General features: G+C 37.1%; 23 protein-coding genes. 4 read left to right on the top strand and 19 right to left on the bottom strand.

The window, feature by feature from the left end:
• Positions 1-3: 3 nt before the first annotated feature.
• Together JOD28_RS03255 and JOD28_RS03250 are read right to left on the bottom strand one after the other, a co-directional pair.
• Positions 4-642 carry a DUF421 domain-containing protein gene (locus tag JOD28_RS03255; RefSeq protein ID WP_204769453.1) on the bottom strand — a complete coding sequence of 213 codons (639 nt, stop codon included), beginning with the start codon at positions 640-642 and terminating at the stop codon, positions 4-6.
• The gene (locus JOD28_RS03250; protein ID WP_204769452.1) at positions 639-1,082 is read right to left on the bottom strand and encodes a DUF3290 domain-containing protein; all 444 of its coding nucleotides are present in this window, start codon (positions 1,080-1,082) and stop codon (positions 639-641) included. Before JOD28_RS03250 ends, JOD28_RS03255 begins: the two co-directional genes overlap by 4 nt.
• A gap of 86 nt (positions 1,083-1,168) precedes the next feature.
• On the opposite strand from JOD28_RS03250, the gene JOD28_RS03245 reads away from it, so the two are divergent.
• Complete coding sequence (locus JOD28_RS03245; protein WP_204769451.1) at positions 1,169-2,506, top strand: C1 family peptidase; 1,338 nt, start codon at positions 1,169-1,171, stop codon at positions 2,504-2,506.
• A 48-nt stretch (positions 2,507-2,554) separates the two neighbouring features.
• Here JOD28_RS03245 and JOD28_RS03240 read toward each other — a convergent pair whose 3' ends face one another.
• The 16 genes from JOD28_RS03240 to JOD28_RS03165 form a co-directional block, all read right to left on the bottom strand.
• Positions 2,555-4,120 carry an MFS transporter gene (locus JOD28_RS03240; RefSeq protein ID WP_204769450.1) on the bottom strand — a complete coding sequence of 522 codons (1,566 nt, stop codon included), beginning with the start codon at positions 4,118-4,120 and terminating at the stop codon, positions 2,555-2,557.
• The gene (locus tag JOD28_RS03235) at positions 4,120-4,641 is read right to left on the bottom strand and encodes a PadR family transcriptional regulator (RefSeq protein WP_204769449.1); all 522 of its coding nucleotides are present in this window, start codon (positions 4,639-4,641) and stop codon (positions 4,120-4,122) included. Before JOD28_RS03235 ends, JOD28_RS03240 begins: the two co-directional genes overlap by 1 nt.
• Before the next feature lie 117 nt (positions 4,642-4,758).
• Positions 4,759-6,378, bottom strand: coding sequence for a chaperonin GroEL (groL, locus tag JOD28_RS03230; protein WP_204769448.1), 1,620 nt, complete (start codon positions 6,376-6,378; stop codon positions 4,759-4,761).
• Positions 6,379-6,453: 75 nt separating this feature from the next.
• Positions 6,454-6,738, bottom strand: a complete 285-nt coding sequence (gene groES / locus JOD28_RS03225) for a co-chaperone GroES (protein WP_204769447.1) — start codon at positions 6,736-6,738, stop codon at positions 6,454-6,456.
• Positions 6,739-6,874: 136 nt separating this feature from the next.
• Entirely contained in the window at positions 6,875-7,708 is an 834-nt protein-coding gene (locus JOD28_RS03220) for a YitT family protein (RefSeq protein WP_204769446.1), read from the bottom strand.
• Positions 7,705-8,082, bottom strand: a complete 378-nt coding sequence (locus JOD28_RS03215; protein ID WP_204769445.1) for a DUF956 family protein — start codon at positions 8,080-8,082, stop codon at positions 7,705-7,707. Before JOD28_RS03215 ends, JOD28_RS03220 begins: the two co-directional genes overlap by 4 nt.
• Before the next feature lie 118 nt (positions 8,083-8,200).
• Complete coding sequence (locus JOD28_RS03210; RefSeq protein WP_013975168.1) at positions 8,201-9,112, bottom strand: PTS system mannose/fructose/sorbose family transporter subunit IID; 912 nt, start codon at positions 9,110-9,112, stop codon at positions 8,201-8,203.
• Positions 9,113-9,126: 14 nt separating this feature from the next.
• Positions 9,127-9,936 (bottom strand): PTS mannose/fructose/sorbose transporter subunit IIC, encoded by an 810-nt coding sequence (locus tag JOD28_RS03205; RefSeq protein WP_204769444.1) that lies wholly within the window; start codon positions 9,934-9,936, stop codon positions 9,127-9,129.
• A 36-nt stretch (positions 9,937-9,972) separates the two neighbouring features.
• On the bottom strand, positions 9,973-10,923 hold the full coding sequence (locus JOD28_RS03200) for a mannose/fructose/sorbose PTS transporter subunit IIA (RefSeq protein WP_204769443.1): 951 nt from the start codon (positions 10,921-10,923) through the stop codon (positions 9,973-9,975).
• A 205-nt stretch (positions 10,924-11,128) separates the two neighbouring features.
• On the bottom strand, positions 11,129-12,109 hold the full coding sequence (locus JOD28_RS03195; protein WP_204769442.1) for a type I phosphomannose isomerase catalytic subunit: 981 nt from the start codon (positions 12,107-12,109) through the stop codon (positions 11,129-11,131).
• A 253-nt stretch (positions 12,110-12,362) separates the two neighbouring features.
• Positions 12,363-13,037: a phage tail tip lysozyme gene (locus tag JOD28_RS03190; RefSeq protein ID WP_239531059.1), complete on the bottom strand. Its 675-nt coding sequence runs from the start codon at positions 13,035-13,037 to the stop codon at positions 12,363-12,365.
• 61 nt (positions 13,038-13,098) lie between these two features.
• The gene (locus JOD28_RS09740; RefSeq protein ID WP_239531057.1) at positions 13,099-14,136 is read right to left on the bottom strand and encodes a hypothetical protein; all 1,038 of its coding nucleotides are present in this window, start codon (positions 14,134-14,136) and stop codon (positions 13,099-13,101) included.
• 26 nt (positions 14,137-14,162) lie between these two features.
• Complete coding sequence (locus tag JOD28_RS03180) at positions 14,163-14,867, bottom strand: hypothetical protein (protein WP_204769440.1); 705 nt, start codon at positions 14,865-14,867, stop codon at positions 14,163-14,165.
• Positions 14,868-14,961: 94 nt separating this feature from the next.
• The gene (locus JOD28_RS03175; protein WP_204769439.1) at positions 14,962-16,878 is read right to left on the bottom strand and encodes a glycosyltransferase family 2 protein; all 1,917 of its coding nucleotides are present in this window, start codon (positions 16,876-16,878) and stop codon (positions 14,962-14,964) included.
• Between the two features lie 2 nt (positions 16,879-16,880).
• Entirely contained in the window at positions 16,881-17,927 is a 1,047-nt protein-coding gene (locus tag JOD28_RS03170) for a bifunctional glycosyltransferase family 2/GtrA family protein (protein ID WP_204769438.1), read from the bottom strand.
• 76 nt (positions 17,928-18,003) lie between these two features.
• Entirely contained in the window at positions 18,004-18,216 is a 213-nt protein-coding gene (locus JOD28_RS03165; RefSeq protein WP_204769437.1) for a helix-turn-helix transcriptional regulator, read from the bottom strand.
• Between the two features lie 151 nt (positions 18,217-18,367).
• On the opposite strand from JOD28_RS03165, the gene JOD28_RS03160 reads away from it, so the two are divergent.
• Both JOD28_RS03160 and JOD28_RS03155 read left to right on the top strand, forming a co-directional pair.
• Positions 18,368-18,748, top strand: coding sequence for a helix-turn-helix domain-containing protein (locus JOD28_RS03160; protein WP_204769436.1), 381 nt, complete (start codon positions 18,368-18,370; stop codon positions 18,746-18,748).
• Positions 18,749-18,761: 13 nt separating this feature from the next.
• Positions 18,762-19,175 (top strand): ImmA/IrrE family metallo-endopeptidase, encoded by a 414-nt coding sequence (locus tag JOD28_RS03155; RefSeq protein ID WP_204769435.1) that lies wholly within the window; start codon positions 18,762-18,764, stop codon positions 19,173-19,175.
• A 120-nt stretch (positions 19,176-19,295) separates the two neighbouring features.
• Here JOD28_RS03155 and JOD28_RS03150 read toward each other — a convergent pair whose 3' ends face one another.
• On the bottom strand, positions 19,296-20,036 hold the full coding sequence (locus JOD28_RS03150) for a nitroreductase family protein (protein ID WP_204769434.1): 741 nt from the start codon (positions 20,034-20,036) through the stop codon (positions 19,296-19,298).
• 124 nt (positions 20,037-20,160) lie between these two features.
• Here JOD28_RS03150 and JOD28_RS03145 point away from each other — a divergent pair, with 124 nt between their 5' ends.
• Positions 20,161-20,643: an FUSC family protein gene (locus tag JOD28_RS03145; RefSeq protein ID WP_204769433.1), complete on the top strand. Its 483-nt coding sequence runs from the start codon at positions 20,161-20,163 to the stop codon at positions 20,641-20,643.
• The last annotated feature ends 2 nt before the right edge of the window (positions 20,644-20,645 follow it).

Here is a 20,645-nt window from a genome sequence, read left to right as displayed (position 1 = left end):
TCACTAACGTCTCGGGTAAGGCACTACTTTCACTTCCCCATCAATATATTCACCAACAAATATCTGATTAATATGGTCAAATCCACGTGATTTCACTGTTTCTAGCAACCACTCGTCATTTTTATCAATAAGTTCCAAAACGTCGTAATTGATTTGACCATCATAAATAATGGGATACTTGATACTTTCATCGCCATATTCAATGACTGATAATTGACCATTTTGCTCAAGCACAGCACGTTTAACGTCACCCAGCACATAAATACCTTGTGAACGTAGTTTGAACATCAAATCATCCGCTGATAATCCAGCTTTTAATACGTTTTCAACCTTAACTTGTCCACGTTCAACAACAACACGCGGTTGTCCATCAATTAAATTTTTAACAAAATTGTTGTGCTGTTTAGCGAATTTTAAAGACATCACCAGCATGGTCCATATAATTAACACGATCGTAAATTGAAAAATAGTGATTGTGTCAGAATAAATCACGGCACCGATAATACCACCTAGGACATAATTCTGAACTTGATCTAATGCTGATGTGGGTGCCAAATTACCCTTGCCCATCAGGTTAATTTGAACAATCAAGGCCAACAAACCGATAGCTAATTTAATTAAAATTGGTAAATAAATTGTCATTTGATATAGTTAACTTTCGTATTGATAAGATAAGCTCTGTCTAGCGTGTATGACTGTTGGTCCAAACTAATTGTCATGCGATAAAATCGTTTATTAAATCGCACCAGCATGCCATCACTCACTGTTTTTTGATTAAAATACAATGCCGTTGTTTTGACATGCTGTGTTTTAGCCACTTGTTTCGCAAACGAAGCCATCTGCGTAATTTGCGAATCATTTGTTCTTGCCTGCTCATAATCAGTATATCGTGCGCCAGCTAAGAATAAAAACAAAAGTAGCGCAATCATACTCAAATCACGATATTTTGTTTGCATCCGATTACGGATAGCTGCAAAAGCGCCCGCCGCCATCAACATAAAAGCGATTACCATTAAGTATATGCCAATAGTATCACCTAAGTCATTATGTTTAGTTAAATAATCCACACTATAGAATGTCATACGTTACTCCTGTGATTCATTTTATCATATTCTTGTCCTTTATAACCAATAGCGTTATATTATAATTATGTCAAAAGGAGCATATAATGTCTTTAGAAATTACACAACAACAAATAGCCGCATTTAAAAAATCTTCACAATCCCCACTAACTGATATTGCACGTCGTGCTACGATGAAAAACGGCATACACGATGCCAGTTTTAATCAGGCAGTCGCCAATAACAACACACCAATTTTTGCAATTGACCTCAACACTGGTAAAGTAGCCAACCAAAAGCAATCAGGTCGTTGCTGGATGTTTGCCGCACTCAACACCATGCGACATGATATCACTTCCCTCTTTCATCTTAGTGACGAGTTTCAACTCTCACAAAGCTATACTTTTTTTTGGGACAAATTTGAAAAAGCAAATTATTTTTATCAAAATGTTTTAGATACTGCTGTAGAACCACTCGATTCACGCAAAGTCTCTTTTCTGATGACAACACCACAGCAAGACGGTGGTCAATGGGATATGATTGTTGCTCTCATCGAAAAATATGGGGTCGTACCACAATCAGTTTATCCTGAATCAACTGCTTCATCAGCCTCACGTGAATTTAACACAACATTTAATACGCTATTACGTCATGATGCTGTCAGTTTACGAGAATTAGTCGCCCAACACGCCACTGAAGAAATAATCAATGCTAGACGTGAAGAGATGTTAGCTCATGTTTATCGTGTCCTATCCATTACGTTTGGTGAACCGCCTGTTAATTTTGACTTTGAATATCGCGACACGGATAATCAATTTAAAATTGATCGCGGATTAACGCCACAAAGTTACTTTGACAAATTTGTTGGTTGGCAATTGTCAGATTATGTGTCTATTATCAATGCCCCAACTGCTGATAAACCTTTCAATGCCACTTACAACGTTGATATGTTAGGAAACGTTGTCGGTGGCCGGGAGGTCAAACATTTAAATGTCACAATTGAGAAAATGAAAGCACTGGCAATTGCACAACTAAAAGATGGCAAGTCAGTTTGGTTCGGTGTGGACATGGGACCACAAGTTGATCGCACAAATGGCATCATGGCTACCGGTATATTTGCCACTGACGAGCTATTTCAAGTGGACACGACAATGACAAAGGCGCAACGTCTAGACTACGGAGAGAGCCTAATGACACATGCAATGGTTTTAACCGGCGTTGATTTGGATGAGGCTGGTCAACCAACGAAATGGCAAGTTGAAAATTCATGGGGTGAAAAAGCGGGTAAAAAAGGCTATTTCACAATGTCTGATGACTGGATGAGCGAATATGCTTATCAAATCGTTGTTAATAAATCATATTTGAGTGACGAATTAATCGATATTTATGACAATGCAACACCTAAACTTTTAGCACCATGGGATCCAATGGGCGCTTTAGCATAAAATCATAACAAAAATAAAACACCAGCGACTTGTTAAGTCGCCGGTGTTTTATTTTTGTTGACCTTGAACACCTGTTTTAACCAAAATAAGCGCTACAATACCACCAATAATTAACAATATACCATCTAAATGCATGATATCCTTAAAGCCACTATCAAATGCCCGACGAACTGCCATTTCCAAATCCTTCGCAAATGGCGTTGCCATAACGCGTTTGCTTGTCACAATGGTATGACCAGAAAAAGGCCCAGCCGCAACCAATGCTTGATGTAACGCTGAAATCATAGCCTTTGGGGCGCCGATAACATTGGGCAATTGTTGTGTTAATCCAGTTTGATAACCATCCGCTAAACGTAATCCTTGGAAAACAACACCAAAACTAACACCCACTTGCATAAATGTGGAAATCATACCAGACGCCATTCCCATTTGCCGCGGTTCAACAGATGACATCGCAGCTGTTGTCATCGGCGGATTAATAGATCCATTACCAATACCAATCAAAATAAAAGCTGGCCAAAAATTAGCAAACGTTGCCGTATCAGTTGTTAATGCACTTAAAGTAAATAACCCAGCGCCAATAAACATCGCCGATACCGCTAACATGTAACCATGGCGCAACCGATTAGTGAGCATACCAGCAATTGGCCCTAACACCAAAGAAAATCCTGAAATTGTCGCTTGTCTCAAACCAGTATCCCAAGCAGAATAACCAACATAGTTTTGCATAAATGTTGATAAGTAGGCAAAGAAACCATATAAACCGGCACCTAAGAAAAATGCCACCAACACAGCACCTGTAAAACTAGAAGACTTGAACATGCTTAAGTCCATCATTGGATTTTTTGCCGTTTTTTGTCGCCAAATAAATAAAACAAATAAAATAACTGCAGCAATTAAATAGCCTGCAACTTCTGGTTGACTCCAGTGCCAACTCGCATGCATTTCTTTTTGCACTAAACCAAATACTAAAGAAAAGATTGTCCCAGTTGACAGTAACATGCCAATATAATCAACACCTCCGGACTCATGATGTGTCTGTTCTTTTGAAATGAAGAGCCAAGCCAAAATAACCGTTATTAAGCCAATCGGTAAGTTAATTGTAAATATTGATTGCCACGCGAACGTGTCGACTAGCCAACCACCGAGTAATGGTCCTGAAGCAGTAGAAAGTCCTATAATTGAGCTTAATATGCCCAAGGCAATGCCACGCTCTTTGCCATTGAATGTCGTGCCAATAATGGCAAAGGATAACGACATCATAGCAGAACCACCAATAGCTTGAACAGCTCGAAAAATATGTAACATCCAAATAGACGTTGATACAGCATCCAAACCAGAACCAATTGTAAATATAATCAGACCAATAATAAACATCAATTTACGACCGTATAGGTCACCTAATTTTGCCCATATCAATAGTAAGACTGAAAAAACAATCGTATAGGCTGAAATAACCCACTGTAAATCTGAATAAGACGCATTTAAACTTGTTTGAATGCTAGGTAGAGCGACATTAACAACCGTTGTATCAATTAAAGCCATAAAAACGCCTAAAGAAACCGCGATTAACGCTAACCAACGTTTTGAATCTAATTCTTGTTTTATTGTCATTATTTTAACTCACTTTCAATCCTATCGACATAATCTAAATAGGTGTTTGCCAAATCAATTTGTAACTGATTTAATCTTCGCGCAGATGGTAAAAAAGAGGCTTCTGCATGACGTACTTCTAAGTCCGTCAAATGTTGCTTATAACCATCACGCTGGGCTAATTTTTCCGAGCGAAAATCATCAATGATTTGGTGTGCTAACTGCGTATCAACCAACTTTAATCCAGATAATTTAAATAGATAAACATCATCTAGGTGCGCATTTTGCTGAACTGGTTCTCTCATTAATTCATCAAAACGAACTCTTCCAGCTGGCGTTACATGTATTTTTTTCTTGCCTCGCCAATCAAGATCATCTGTCATCACAATTGTCCCAGCAACTTTCATTTTTTCCAATAAGGGATACAAAACACCAAAACTCACTTTGCGATGTGCCCCCAAAATATTTTCCAAGACAAAACGTAACTTATACGCTGACCGGTCCGTGAATAGCAATTGACCTAAAATATATAGTTCATACATAAAACGTCCTCTTGTATCTAATAGATATATTTATGTTATATCTATTAGATACAATTGTCAAGCGTAATTTAGTAAACAAAAAAGCAACCCAATTATGGGTTGCTTTTAGATGTATTATTACATCATTCCTGGCATACCACCTTGTGGCATGGCAACAGGTGTATCATCCTTTGGCACCTCTGCAACAACAGCTTCTGTTGTTAACAGTAATGCAGATACTGAGGCGGCATTTTGCAATGCAGAACGCGTAACCTTTGTTGGGTCTACAATACCAGCAGCAATCATATCTACCCACTCATCAGTGGCAGCGTTGTAACCAAAGCCTTCAGTCTGTTCCTTCAACTTGTTAACAATCACTGATCCTTCCAAACCAGCATTTTCAACAATTTGACGTACTGGCTCTTCTAAGGCCTTAATGACCGTGTTAATACCAGTCTGAACATCACCTGTCTCTGACAATGCTGCAACAGCTGAGATAGCATTAACTAGCGCTGTTCCACCACCCGAAACAAAGCCCTCTTCAACAGCAGCTCGTGTGGCATTCAAGGCGTCTTCAATCCGATACTTGCGTTCCTTTAACTCTGTTTCTGTTGCGGCACCAACATTAATCACTGCAACGCCGCCAGCTAACTTTGCTAGGCGTTCTTGCAACTTTTCACGATCAAAGTCAGATGTTGTTTCAGCAATTTGTTGCTTGATTGTATCTACACGTGTAGCAACAGCAGCCTTATCACCAGCACCTTCGACGATGGTTGTATTATCCTTTGTAACATTTACCTTACTTGCTTGACCAAGTTGATCAATTGTCACATCCTTCAAATTCAAACCAAGGTCTTCTGTAATCACAGTGCCACCTGTCAAAACAGCGATATCTTCTAATTGTGCCTTACGACGATCACCAAATCCAGGTGCCTTAACAGCAACGACATTAAATGTACCACGCATCTTATTCAAAACTAATGTTGGTAAGGCTTCACCTGTAATATCATCAGCTATGATTAACAAAGCACGACCTTGTTCAACAACACTTTGCAATACAGGCAAAACATCTTGTATATTACCAATTTTCTTGTCAGTAATCAAAACATAAGGGTTGTCCAAGTTAGCTTCCATTTTGTCATTATCAGTTACCATGTATTGTGACATGTAACCACGATCAAACTGCATCCCTTCGACAACATCCAAGGTTGTTTCAATACCCTTAGATTCTTCAATCGTTATCACACCATCATTACCAACTTTATCCATCGCCTCGGCAATTAATTCACCAACTTCTTCATTGGCAGCAGAAATTGAAGCAATTTGGGCAATCTCTGCCTTTGTACTAACAGTGTGTGACATTTCATGCAACTTTTTAACAGCCGCAGTTGTTGCCTTTTCAATTCCAGTGCGAATGCCAACTGGGTTAGCACCAGCGGTAACGTTCTTCAAACCTTCAGCAACGATAGCTTGTGTCAAGACAGTCGCTGTTGTCGTACCATCACCAGCAATGTCATTCGTCTTTGAAGCAACTTCGGCCACTAACTTAGCACCCATATTTTCAAAATGATCTTCTAGTTCAATTGCCTTAGCAATGGTCACACCATCATTTGTAATTGTTGGTGCACCATATGATTGTTCCAGAACAACGTTACGGCCTTTTGGTCCAATTGTTGTCTTAACTGTATCAGCTAACTTATCAACGCCAGCTTTCATCTTAGCACGTGCATCTTCTGAAAACTTTAATTCTTTAGCCATGTTTTAAATACCTCTTTAGAATTTTTTGATTTAATATCGATTTCAACGTCATTTAATTAACGCCAGATCATATAATTATTCGACAACTGCAACAATATCTTTTTCATGAAGGGCAAGATAGTCATTACCCTCAAATGATACTTCTTGACCGGCATACTTATCAAACAAGACTTCATCGCCGACTTTAACTGTCAAGTCACGAATCTCGCCGTCGTTCAAAACATAACCTGTACCGGCAGCAACGATTGTTCCAGTGACTGGCTTATCCTTAGCATTATTTGCCAACACAATGCCACCAACTGTTTGTTCTGCAGCTTCTGTTACTTCAATAATCACGCGATCACCTAATGGCTTCAACATGAGATAATACCTCCGATTTTTTTGTTTTAGCACTCTTTTTGTGCGAGTGCTAATTACAACTTTAAGTATATCACTTTACCAACTATTGTCAATAAAAAAAGTACATTCTCATGTACTTTTTAAGGTCACTAAGTCGCTATATAAAAGTGCCACCATGCGCTTCGCTAATATCATATGCAATGACAAAGGCTTGAGGATCAACGACATGCACACCACGAATTAAGCGATTATAATCTTGATTATCTAATATAACCATCAGCATTTCCCGATTGTCACCTGTATAGCCACCACGCACATCCATGGCAGTGAAACTGGTATTATTTTTGGTTAGATATTGCTTAACATCCGTAATATGTTCATTGCTTGTAATGTAAACCATCTTTCGACGATCCAAACCTGTTTCAATAAAATTCATCACAGCGGCTGTAATCATTAGTGAAAATAAGGCTAGAATAAGTGCTTCAAGACCGTCTATCATTATGTTACCAATGGACACAACGGTATCAATAACAAATAACGATAGCGCTGGCGCAATACGAAAATACTTTTTAAGAATCATTGGTGGTACAGCCGTACCGCCACTGGATGCATCAACTCGGTACAACATAGCAACGCCAATAGCAAAAATAGTCCCACCGACTAAAACCGCAAACGTGCGATCTGATAACACCTGAAAACTAGGGGTGATTTTTAACAATATTGGTAATATTAAACTACCAAAAGTAATGCGAGCAGTTGTCCCACGATCTAGAAACACAGCTGCAAGAATAATCATTAATAAATTAATAACTAAAACTGTTATTGCTCTGTCAACACCAACCAATTCATTCATCAAAATTGCAAAACCAGTGGCACCACCTGCAGCAACTTTAGCGGGTGCATAGAAAAAATTGATGCTAATAGCGACTATTTCTAAGGCAATCACAATCGTTACATAACGTAAAAATTGAAATTTCTTTAATAATTTCATTGAACGCCTTTCTTATCTTTCTTTTTAAAAATACTTTTAATACGTTTGAGTAGTGTTGGATTTTTTAATACTTTATCATCACCAATATGTTCACGCGTTACTTTTAGCAGACGACCAGTTTCTAAAGATGAAAAATTAAAACTGCCTTTGTCAGTTTCAATACGAAATCGGCGACCAATTTTTTTAGCAGACACATCAGCGTAAACTGCAGTTACATTTTGCCAAGGAATTTGAATAAAGTCGTCAACGTTGTTATCATTGAAAAATTCAAAAGCTTTATCGCCAAGTAAAAATTTACCGTACTGTGCACCAATGCCTAAAAAAGATATGCCTTGTGTTGTCAACGTCACGCTGCTATTAAGTGATTGTACCATACGCTTATTTCTCCCCGTATTTTTTCAGTTTTATTACTATTATTAACTATACAGTATTTATGTACAAAGGTGCTCGCCAAATTTGACGAGCACCTTTAGTCGTTCGATTATAAGTTGATTACATAATATGCAATACACGCATCAAGATACCGAAAATGAAGATACCGACAATCATAACAATTGGTGAAACCTTCTTCTTGAGCAACCACATTGCAAAGAATGTTAGCAGTAGACCCATCAAACCTGGGATCAAACTATCCAAGTTAGCTTGTAACGTGTTAGGCGCCATTTTTGTTAGTGACAAACCAGATGCTTGATCACCTAAAATTTGTTGTAACTTACCACCTGTCACATTACCATTAGGGAAATTAATATAAGCACCCTTAGCTAATTGCTTTGCTGGTAATTCAACCGCGAATTTAATTGATACCCAACGCTCCACCAAAACAGCTAGTATAAACATACCAAGGATTGAAGCACCCTTTGTAATGTCTTTCAACAAGCCACCTGACAAATCTTGTGTAATCGCAGAACCAGCCTTGTAACCAAATTCTTGTGTATACCAGATAAACGACATACGAATAACGTTCCATAACACGAAGAACAAGATAGGACCAAGTATGTTACCAGAAGCTGCCAATGAGGCACCTAGGGCACCCAGTATTGGACGGACAGTGAACCAGAACACTGGGTCACCAATACCAGCCAAAGGACCCATCATACCGATTTTAACACCTTGAATAGCTGTGTCATCAATCGGCGCACCATTGGCACGTTCTTCTTCCAAAGCCAATGTTACACCAATAATTGGTGAAGCAACATAAGGATGGGTATTGAAGAATTCCAAGTGTCGTTTCAGTGCTGCTGAACGATCTTCTTTGGTCTTATAGAGTTTTTTAATCGCTGGGATTAGCGCATACGCCCAACCAACGTTTTGCATACGTTCATAGTTCCATGAACCTTGTAAAAATTGCGAGCGCCATGCAACAGACAAACGATCATTACGAGTTAATTCAATTTTTTCAGCCATCATGTTGCTCCTTCCTAGTATTGGTCCAAAATTTCGCCGACTGGGTCTCCCGAGCCGCCACCATTTGAACCACCGCCACTGTTACCACCCATCTTTGATAGGTTAAGGTAAATCAAAGCCAATGCGACACCAATTGCACCAAGCGCAATTAACGTCAACTGACTTACAGCAGCTAATGCGAAACCAATGGCGAAGAAAGGCCAAACTTCACGTGTTGCCATCATGTTAATCACCATGGCATATCCGACAGCCACGACCATACCACCACCAATGGTCATACCGCCAGTTAACCAGTCAGGCATAGAAGCTAAGGCGCTTTGCACTGCTGAAGCAGGAATCGCAATTAATAATACAGTTGGAATCGCAATACGTAGACCTTGTAGTAAGATACCAACTAAATGCAACCGTTCAACAGCACGATAATTACCTTCTTTGGCGGCCGCATCAGCACCGTGGGTCAATCCAACAGCCACGGTACGAACAATCATTGTTAAGAACAAGCCAGCAACTGCCAGCGGGATAGCTGATGCCACGGCAACTGAAATACCAGCAGGCGTAAAGTTATTACCCTTAACCATGATAATTGATGAGGCAACAGATGCCAAAGCAATATCTGGTGCCACGGCAGCGCCAATGTTCGCCCAACCTAATGCGATCATTTGTAATGAACCACCTAACATAATTCCTGCTGTTAGATGACCAGTAACTAGTCCAATTAACGTTGCCGAAACAAGTGGTTGGTGAATTTGGAATTCATCCAAAATCCCTTCCATACCTGCAAAGAAGGCAATAATTACGACTAAAACTATTGATATAATAGACATAGTTTAAACACCTTTCCTAAATAAACGTTTTTAAAATTATTTAACGTTAGCTTTTTTAATTAAATCAAACAAATTTGCACTACTATCACTTGGTACTTTTCGGACATCAAACTTAACACCTAAGTCACGTAGCTTTTCAAATGCTGCAACATCAGTTTTATCCATTGACAACACTTTATTGACCATTGTCTTGCCTTCTGAGTGTGCCATAGAACCGACATTCAAAGACTTAATTGGCACACCGCCCTCTACTGCGCGTAAGACGTCTTCAACTGTCTCAAATAGTAGAAAGGCCTCAACACCACCAAAACGATCATCATTGGCAACTTCCACCATTTTACTAATTGGGACAATGTTGGCGCGAACATTATTAGGGGCAGCTTGTTTAATTAAGCTCTTACGTAATTCATCCCTAGCAACTGCATCGGAAACAACAATAATACGATTAGCTTTTGAGTCCGGTGTCCAAGCTGTGGCAACTTGTCCATGCAGCAAACGTGTATCCAAACGCGCCAATTTAATATTGATGTGCCCAGCCTTAAAATTAGCAGGTGCTGCCTTCTTTTCTACCTGCGCAGGTGCTGCTTCTTCTGTTTCTGGTACGGATTTCACACCATCTTTAGCTACTGGTACTAAGTACTGAGCCAAATCAGCTGCCTTGTCCTTCCCCAACCGACCACCATATGCCTCAATTAGCATTGGTAAGTTCAATCCTGCGACAATGGCCTTGTGTTCAGGGTCTTGTTTTTGTAGTAAGCTCGCACGGTTAAACGGTGAACCTCCCCACAAATCGACCAAAAACAGCGTGTCATCATCATTATCAAACTTAGCTAACGCTTCTTGATAATGTTTGTCTAAATCATCTGGACCCTCGGTTGGTTGAAAAGTAACAACTTCAACATTTTCCTGCTCTCCAAAAATCATCGAACCTGACATTAAAATGCCTTTTGCAAAGTCACCATGACTAGCAACAATAAGATTAACCATTGATAATCTCCTTTTAGATAAATTGTTTACTTACTGATTATAGCGAACTATCTTCGATATGTAAACGCTTTCACGACAATATTATCTATCCTCGTCTTCATTTAGTAGTATACGCTACTTTATCATTTAAGTAAACGCTTTCATTTAGATTTTCACAATATTATCGAAAAAATTACAACGTCCTTTCTGAAAACTTACATCTCTCTTAATTGTCGAGGTAAGCAAGCTCCTGCTGGCTATAACTTTCTGGTGTAACAAAGCTCACCATTACCTCTCCTTGACCGTCTAATGTATAATTGCCTTCATCTTTTAACATAATTAGATTGTCGCCTTTTTTCAGATGATAAACTGATTGATCATCTGTCAATGTGAGGTTACCAGAGATAACATTAAAGAGTTCATAGGGGTGATGTTGATTGAATCGGCTTTGCCCACGCACCGATAACTTATCAATCGTAAATTTAGGTGATGTTAGAAGCCGTGTAATTATTGTCAGACCTTGAATGCGTGTCCGTTGATTTAAAATGGGGTCAACATGTGGCACTTTCGTTACTGCTAAAGCTTCTTCAATCTGTAATGGCCGTTTTTTGTTTGTTATCGCATCACGCCGATCAAAATCATAAAAACGATACGTCGTATCTGAACTTTGTTGAATTTCTAAAGCCAAGACGCCCGCACCCAGCGCATGAAATGTCCCCGCAGGAACATAGAAAAAATCGCCTTTTTTAACAGGAATTGTTCGCAATAAATCAGACCATGCTTTTTTTTCGACCTGTTGTACTAATTCTGCCTTTGTCTGTGCATGATGGCCGTAGTATAACTTAGCATCTGGTGTTGCTTCTAAAATATACCAACTCTCCGTCTTACCAAAGTTTTCAGATGACTGTTTATCATTTGGATGGACTTGAATTGATAGATTTTCATGTGCATCAAGAATTTTAACTAATAATGGAAACGATTGTTCTACGTCGTGTCCACCGAACAATGCTGGTTTGTCATGCCACAGTTGCGTTAGCGTTTGGCCCTGATATCGACCATTTGTAATTGTTGAAACACCATTTTTATGTGCTGCAACAACCCACGCCTCGCCAACATGATCAGAAGTCAAATCATAGTTAAATTGACTCAGACGCGTGCCACCCCATATTTTATCATGGAGTTCTGGTTGTAAAACTAAAACTGTCATTTCTGTTTCTCCTTACATACAATCATATTATTAAATTCTTATTATGCATCGGTATTTAAAACGTTTTACTGAAACGATTTGTATGCGCTTTCATTTTACCACATTACAAACAAAAAGGCATAGTTGAACTAATGACAGGATAACCTTGATTATCATCAATAACATCCTAACAACATATATACCAATAATAGAAATATGACTTTTTTAGCAAAAAAATATCGATAGAAAGTGCACTTTCTATCGATATTTCCTATTAATATGGTAATGATTCACCAATATACCTTAATTGTTGTATTTTTGATCTGTCTGCCTCACCTGTCATATTGTTTTTTTTCATATACGCATAGACACGTTGTGCTTCTGCACCTCTGGTTTTTTCAACAGTGCTTTTTTCATCAGGCGAAACTTCCCAATGATCATTAAAATCGACGGCATTTTTAACAACATCACCATGATCGTTTAGCGCATAGTTTTTTAAAACTGCTACAAAACTACCATCATGTTGTGTCATAAATTCTAACTGCGTCATAGCCAGCCACCATTCACCATGATATTTTTGGTCAGAAAATAAAATCAACTCTTGGCGTCTTTGAGAAGACCATTGTGCAAAACCAATATCTTTATGAATATCGTGTGTACTATTTTTTGAATTTTTTAAAGATCGGTAGGACCAATCCCCTTGTACCGCTATTGGATCAATTCCGGATTCTTGCGTCCAATTCCCTAAAATACCTGCTATACTGGTAGCCGATAAGCCATAATTTTCGTGTAAATAACGATAAACTTGCTGAATGTATTTTTTATTATCAATACTACGGTTGCTATCATTATTTTTGCTTCTCTGCTTTATGTTGGTGTTAGTCATCGCTGTTTCTTCAGACGTATTTGAATCCTGACTTTTAGCTTGAAAAGCCGTGTAAATAACCATAACAAAACAAGCTATAATTACTATTCCTCGAAATGTATTTTTTCCCAAATACTGCTTCATCTTATTTCGCCTCATGGTCTGGTACAATATCTTTTAACAAATATTTTGACGAATATATCCCTTGCTTAAGATTTCTATTCAAATACTGACGTCCCATCACTCGAAACGTATAATGCTTGTCAATCACAACAACTGCATCGTATTTTTCGATGAGATCAATAAATTGAGCGCGACTTAATTGACTAATATCTTCTCGCGCATCAACATGATCAGAGTACAAATAATATTTTCCAACATATTGTGTAAAATAATTGTCTACCTGTGTCTTATCTGCGCTGATAATCAAATAGTTTCGATGATTAAGTGTCATTTGATTGCCTACAATGTGTTCGACTTTATATGGCACACTATTTTGATATTGCCGTAAATTATACTGCATGCCATTATTTTCTGACAAAACAAGTAATGTACTGACAAACATCATTGCAATGCTCGCATATTGATATATATATTTTGTCCGTATACTTTTAAATGACCGATAATCCCTTAAATTGAATTTTTGTTCATAAAAGGCACGATCGATCGCATTTACAGCAAAAAAGCCATAAAACCCCAGCCCCAATATAACAATGCTGCCTGCATAGCGATCAAAACCAGCCAACGCTAGAGCTTCTTCATTAGGCATAGAATAAAGAAACATCATTAATATACCTACGTAATAGCCTATAATAATAACATTTGTTATTATTAACCCACTGATCAATCGATTTTTTTGATGTAATATGACGTTTATCATTATAATGGTTATAATAAACATTATATTGATCATCACAATGCCTTGCGTCGGAACTGTTATTGGGGAAAGTACATGTGATACAAACGCTTGAATAATACGATTAATTACTTCTGGCGTCTTTGCTTCATATATGTTTTGATAAGCAGTAACACTTACTTCGTGCTTTGATAATTGTTGTCCAAAGGTCGATTTAATATGCCATAACCACAAAATGTAAGGTGTCATAGTCAGTACGATTGTGCCAATTACGAACAAACTCTTTTTGACGGCTGATAAGTGACTACTTTGATTCTTAATGACCATCAACACATAGTAGCACAACACAATAACTACGAAAAAGTCCCATTATTTTTAACAATACCCAAGACACTTGTTAGGATTATCGTCGTCACTGACATCATATTCACATTGTTCCGATAATTCGCTATACTTGCTAATGCTGCTAATGCAAGAAGTGGTAAAACAAAATCAACTAGTAAATTATTCATACGGATAGCAATGTTGAAGTAATTGAATATGACGATGACAAGAAACATAACAGAAACTGTCAAGAGATTACTTTTATCTTTAATCACAGCGAACATAGCATATAAACAGGACATAATTAAACAAAATTGCGCCATGAGCATGACACCTTCATTAAAGCCTATAAAATTAACGAAATAATAACACCACAATGATGTACCAATTGGATAAGATGAAAACCCAATGATATGACTATGCACATCTGGAAGCGCCTGTTGTGTTAATAAATATTTGACAATCAAAGCCCAATGTGAAAAATTATCATAGTGTAACAGCCGGCTATGATATAGTGTCCCTGCTAATAAAATAAAATAACCGATGAAAGACGATGCCACCAAACTCAGTTTCTTGAACACAAATCTCTTTTTTCGCCAATTATCTATTGTGAAATAAATGCCTAAAACAAGCCCTATTCTTGGTAAAATAAGTCCAAAAAAAGATAACGCATGTAGCAAACTCGCAATATACAGAAGTAATATAATCGCTGCTGCTTCTAACACCCAAGCCAAATAACGGTGACATTTTAGTTTATTTCTTAAAAGGCAAACATATCCGTAGTTAGAAAAAAAGAGTAACATCAATTTTATACTCATGATTGCCATTTTATTTTCCACGACCCTTTCCTATTCTATTAAGAATGCGCAAGCGACGATTTATATTATCAAATAGCAAATCAAACGTTGTTAACCACTGATTTCTTTCTAACGGTAATTGTTTATTAAATCCATCATGCAGTATCTGCAACAACTGCCGATTATTTTTTTCATCAATTGCCTCAATGTCCATTAACAAGTCATTCGTCTCATACTGCTTATCTAAGTGCGCACGAACATGTGCTGTGTAACGAGATGTCATAATAACTATCTGATAGCATTCTTCAGGTACCAGAACGACTTCAGATGGAACCTTAACACGTATTTTTGATTCAGTTAGATAACAGATTTCTGTTTCATTATAGAATTCGGTGCCACTAATTTTAACAACGCCTGAAACATAAAAGGTTTGTGCTGTTTGCCTGGGCTTTCCAATAAGTAGTAACACCGCAAAAAAAGCATTAATCAAATTATTTAATAACCAAAATGTAATCACACTACCATAGAGTATTTCTGAGCCAAATTTCCCATAATTAAATCTAATCAAGCTCACGAGTGTTAGCAACAAAATAATAATGTGCGGTATAGCATATAACACATCTTTTTTGTTAGAAGTACCATTCTTTTTTGTTACTTTGAATTGATTGTTTTTAATACCAATAGTTTCCAATATGACTGGCAAAATAAGATAGGGCGCGAAAAATAGTTCTTGTATCTCTCCCCAACGTTGATTGGTAATGTTCCCTGACAAATCATGCTTAACAAATGTTAGTAAACCATAACCTGGTATCCAAAATATTAATAACAACCAAAAGTTCGTATTAACAACTCTAAAATCAAACAAAGCAAATAAAATAGGCGCAAAAATAAATAGTAGTCGTCCAAGAAATGACCACCAATATAAATAACCATTCAAATAAATTATTTTTTGTGGCCAAGATAAACCTTTATTAGATAACAAGTGTAGATTTTTCATACTTTGAATCATGCCACGCGCCCATCTCGTACGCTGTTTAAATATATTTTCAGCATCAGTGGGTGTCAAACCACTTGCCATTGGCTCAGTAGTAGAAATGCTATCGTAACCACAACTATTAATCTGTGCACCAAGTTGAAAATCTTCCGTTAGCGTATTTGTAGGAAAGCCACCAGCTTCTTCAATAGCAGTTCTTAAAAATAACGTGTTGGAACCTGTATACACGGCACTATTATGACGTGAGTTTAAAACATTGACTTCTCTAGAAAAAAAATCTTGTTCATTGGGAATCACATGATCGGCATATAAATTGTGTTGAAAAATATCTTCATTATAAAAACTTTGTGGCGTTTGTACAAAACCAACTTTTTTTCGTGCCAATGCCGCATAACGCTTAAAAAAGTAAGGAACAGTTGTCATCAAAAAATCAGAGTAAGGTATCATATCGGCATCAAATGTAGCGATTAAAGGGGACTTGCTATGCTGTAACGCATGATTAAAATTACCGGCTTTAGCATGCCTATTTGCTGCTAAACTAATATAGTCAATCTTGAATTTTTCTGCTAACATTTTCATTTCAGGGCGATTTTTATCATCACACAAATAAATATGTACTTTATGCTTGTCCGGATATTTTAAAAAAGTACACGCATTAATCGTTTTGTACAGTAGCGAAACACTTTCATTGTGTGTAGCAATCAAAATATCCACATCCGGAAATATATCTGTTGAAATTATATTAGGTTTAAGGGGTTCTTTAAACGTTTTTTTGTTCCAAATTAACACAAAAGCTGTTGTTATTGACAAAATTTCACTTAACCACAAAAACAATCCATATATCACTTCAGGGACTGATTGCGCCAAAGGTAATGTGAACAAACCACGCCACATAATGTAAATTATTGAACAAATAATCGCCCCGGCGTAGCAAATTTTTTTAATCATACCCATGGTTAACCTCTTTTAAAGACAACATGCTTCTGAATTTGATAGCTAACAATAAATAGTAAGCTGTCTACGACAACTTTAATCATGACAACATTAATACCCGTTTCATGCTGTAAAGTAATCACAAGTAACGTTGATACAATCAGTTGCATGAGAACAAGTAAAAAATAACTTAAGAAGCTCAAATGATTATTATTTTTAAAAACAATACTTTTATTGATATAATAATTTGCAGTTGATGACACCAATCTTGATAAGATTGCAGCAATGAAAACTGCCCGTGCTGAGATATTTGATAAGAAAGCCACCATCATTGCAAAAACAAATATGTCTATCAAAAAGGAACTGATTGCACCAAAAATATATTTAATAAATAACGCATAAATACTTATCGAATCGTGTATGATTCTAAAATGCGATGACTGATTATCGGCGATATAAATTGTTTTGATCGGTACTTCGGTGATTTCAATACCATATGTGGGCGCCTCCAAGATCATATTCATTTCAAACTCAAATCGCTCGCCAGTCATACCTAATAAAATATCGAAATATTGTTTAGGTATGACTCGTAACCCTGTCTGAGTATCAGATACTTTTACGCCTATTGTCATTTGTGTACATTTTGCTGTTAATATGTTGCCAAATTTACTGCGAAAAGGGACATTGTTATCAAATATGCGTGTCCCTAAAATCAAATTCTTTGGTTTTTTCAAAAAATTATCAGTACAGGTCATCATGTCATCAACGGTATGCTGACCATCAGAATCGATTGTAATCATGCCTGCTGCCGTAGGTATATGTTTTATGATATAGTTAATTGCCGTTTTTATTGCTCGTCCCTTACCCAAATTCACATCGTGTTGCAAGATAGTCACTTGATAGCGTGTTTGAATTTTTGAGAAAATTGAATCATATTTTTTTGCACTCCCATCATTTACAAGAATAATTGGTTGCTCTATTTTACCTGTATGTATCATCAAACGATTGATTAACGCTATTAATTCTTCATCAGGATTTAATGATGGAATAACAATCGGTATGCAAGTCATTTTCACCTCTTATAGTCTGCCCAATATTCATTGAACTTATAGTCATCCGCAGCACTAGTATCACTTTAGCAAACAATCACGCAAAAAAAATATCAACTATTTTGACGTCAAGACCATCGGCTATTTTTTTTGCTGTTGGTGGCGATGGAAATTTCTTGCCATTAAGATATTCAATCATCAATGAATAATTTACTTCAATACGTCGTGAAAAACCGGCAATACTTTCTCCATGCATGGCAATGTCTTCTTTTACTTTGTCAGAATTACGAAATTTTAATGTTAATGCCATAGTCAATTTCCTTTTTATATTATTATGATGTTATTATACATTTTATGTATCACATCGTCAAACACATTTTTGTATATTTGTTTTACATTCGTTATATGTTTGTTTTATATTTGTATATAGTGAAACATTTCGATTATTGGAGACGATGTATATGGTGACTAAAGAACAATTTGGTATAGCAATTAAAAAAATCTGGGAAGATAAACACTTTACCGTCCGACAAACAGCATTACAAGGTAGTCTATCTCCTGCTTATCTGTCACAAATAGAAAATGGCAATAAAAATATTCCTAAAGTTGACACTTTATATCGTATAGCCAAAGGGCTACGCATCACAGAAAGCGACATTCTAGGTATGGCAGGTATCACAACATTAAAAGTCGGTCAAAAAGACCAGCTAATCGATTTGGGAAAACAACTTGAAGATGCTGATTTACTATTATCATTCGAAGGTAAAGAACTCTCACCTGAATACAGGCATGCAATTTTATCAATTTTAAAAACTTTGCCAGATGCTAACGAAGAAACTTAACGGACGGTGACTCATGTTAATACAACCTGACGTTGATACTTATTTAGAAAATATTATTAAAGCCAATAACATCACACTCATTCAAATAACTGGTGACCAGTATGGGCCAGATGTTGTCAGCGTCAAGAAAAAAGTGATTATTATGAATCTTAATTATCGTACAAGTTTTAGTTATCATTTTCGCATGGCACACGAATTAGCTCATCTGCTATCTGATGCCCCAAAATTGACCTACAATCATAGTCAACTTTCCAAAGGGTCTGCTGAACACCAGGCAAATTTATATGGTATTAAACTTTTAGCTGACTACTACTTTTCTGAGGAGCAGTCTAAAAAGGATCATTGGGATCGACGATTTCAATTTATAGAAACTTTTGGTTTAAGCCGATTGACACATTTAGTAGAGAAAACTTTAAAAACAACATAAAAAAGCAGCATAAATGTTAATACTGAACGTAGACCTTGAAAATATCATCGTATGATTTAGGCAATTGTTCAACATCAACAGGTTATGCTGCTTTTTAACTGTATAATTATCATATCTCGTCTATGATAATCTAAAACCTTTTGTTTTTGGATACTCATCTAGCGATGTCGTATCAAAACGACGCGTAATTAAAGTGATATTATTTTTGATCCAAGAATTATCCGCATGCCGTTTTGCGTAATAGTCTGTCATAGTGCTGTCATAGGTTGTGACAGCGCGTGTCATTTGCGTTTGACTATAGTGATCAGTCATCAAAATACCTGATAAAGGTAATTTAGGCTTAATTCCTGGTTCTTGTGCTGGGTATCCAATCGAAAAACCCATAACTGCTTTGACCAATTTAGGCAAATTTAAATGTTCTTCGTATAGTTCAAATGATCGTAACGCGCCTGCCATGGTAACGCTTCCTAATCCGAGCGATTCCGCAGCGACTTGAGCACGACCTAGTGCAACGCCAGCTGAGATGATGCCACCTTCCAGCATGCTATAAGCTGATAACTTTTCTTCGGCTACTTGTCGTTGTTCTGGTGTCAACCCGATTAAATCCTTGTTAAAATCAACTGTCACAACAAAGTAACGAGATGCAGTTTCAATATAGGTCATCCCAACTTGTTTGGTAATCTCGGCCTTCAGCTTTTGATCCGTAATCTCAATAAATGTTACTGGTTGAAAATTATTAATATTAGGACCAGCATTAGCAGCAGTTAGAATAGTAGCAACAATCTCATCTGACACTTTTTGATCTGTAAAGGCGCGAATTGACTTATGGTTATTGAGTAGTTCTATTGTTGTATTTGACATGACTATCATTTGCGCAGATAGTTATTGACTAATTCATTTTTTCTGCGCAATATCTCCTTGTGTTATTACATAGATTTTACCATTTTTTTATGATAAAATAATAAGAATATTACTGGAGGTCGTTATGCAGTTTGGTCGGTTCCGTATTGGGTTACGTACTATGAAAACGGCGATGGCCGTTATGCTCATCATTATCATTTTTTATTTCTTTAAAAGGCCACCATTCGTTGCGGCTCTTGCATCAGTATTTGCGTTACGTGAAAGTTGGGATAAAACACTTAGCTTTGCAAAAATACGCCTCATGTCAAACCTAGTCGGTGGTATATTAGCTTTAATTTATTTTTTAGTACACGCTTATACCCATAATGCAACATGGGTCTCTATGTTTTTCTTGCCATTCCTCGTTATTATTGCTATTGTTTTTTTGGATGGTTTTAATTTCAATAGTGGTGTCATTGGCGCATTAGCTGCGTTACTAATGATTTCTCTCAGCATCCCGGCTGGTGCAACGGTGTTATATGTTATTGACCGTATTATAGACACGTTTATTGGTGTTATTATGGCCATTGCTGTGAATCGGTTTGCTTCACCTGATCCACAAAATTAGGT

The sequence above is a fragment of the Leuconostoc rapi genome, from assembly GCF_016908715.1.
Classification (GTDB): Bacteria; Bacillota; Bacilli; order Lactobacillales; family Lactobacillaceae; genus Leuconostoc; species Leuconostoc rapi.
This window is presented reverse-complemented; position numbering and strand designations above follow the sequence as displayed.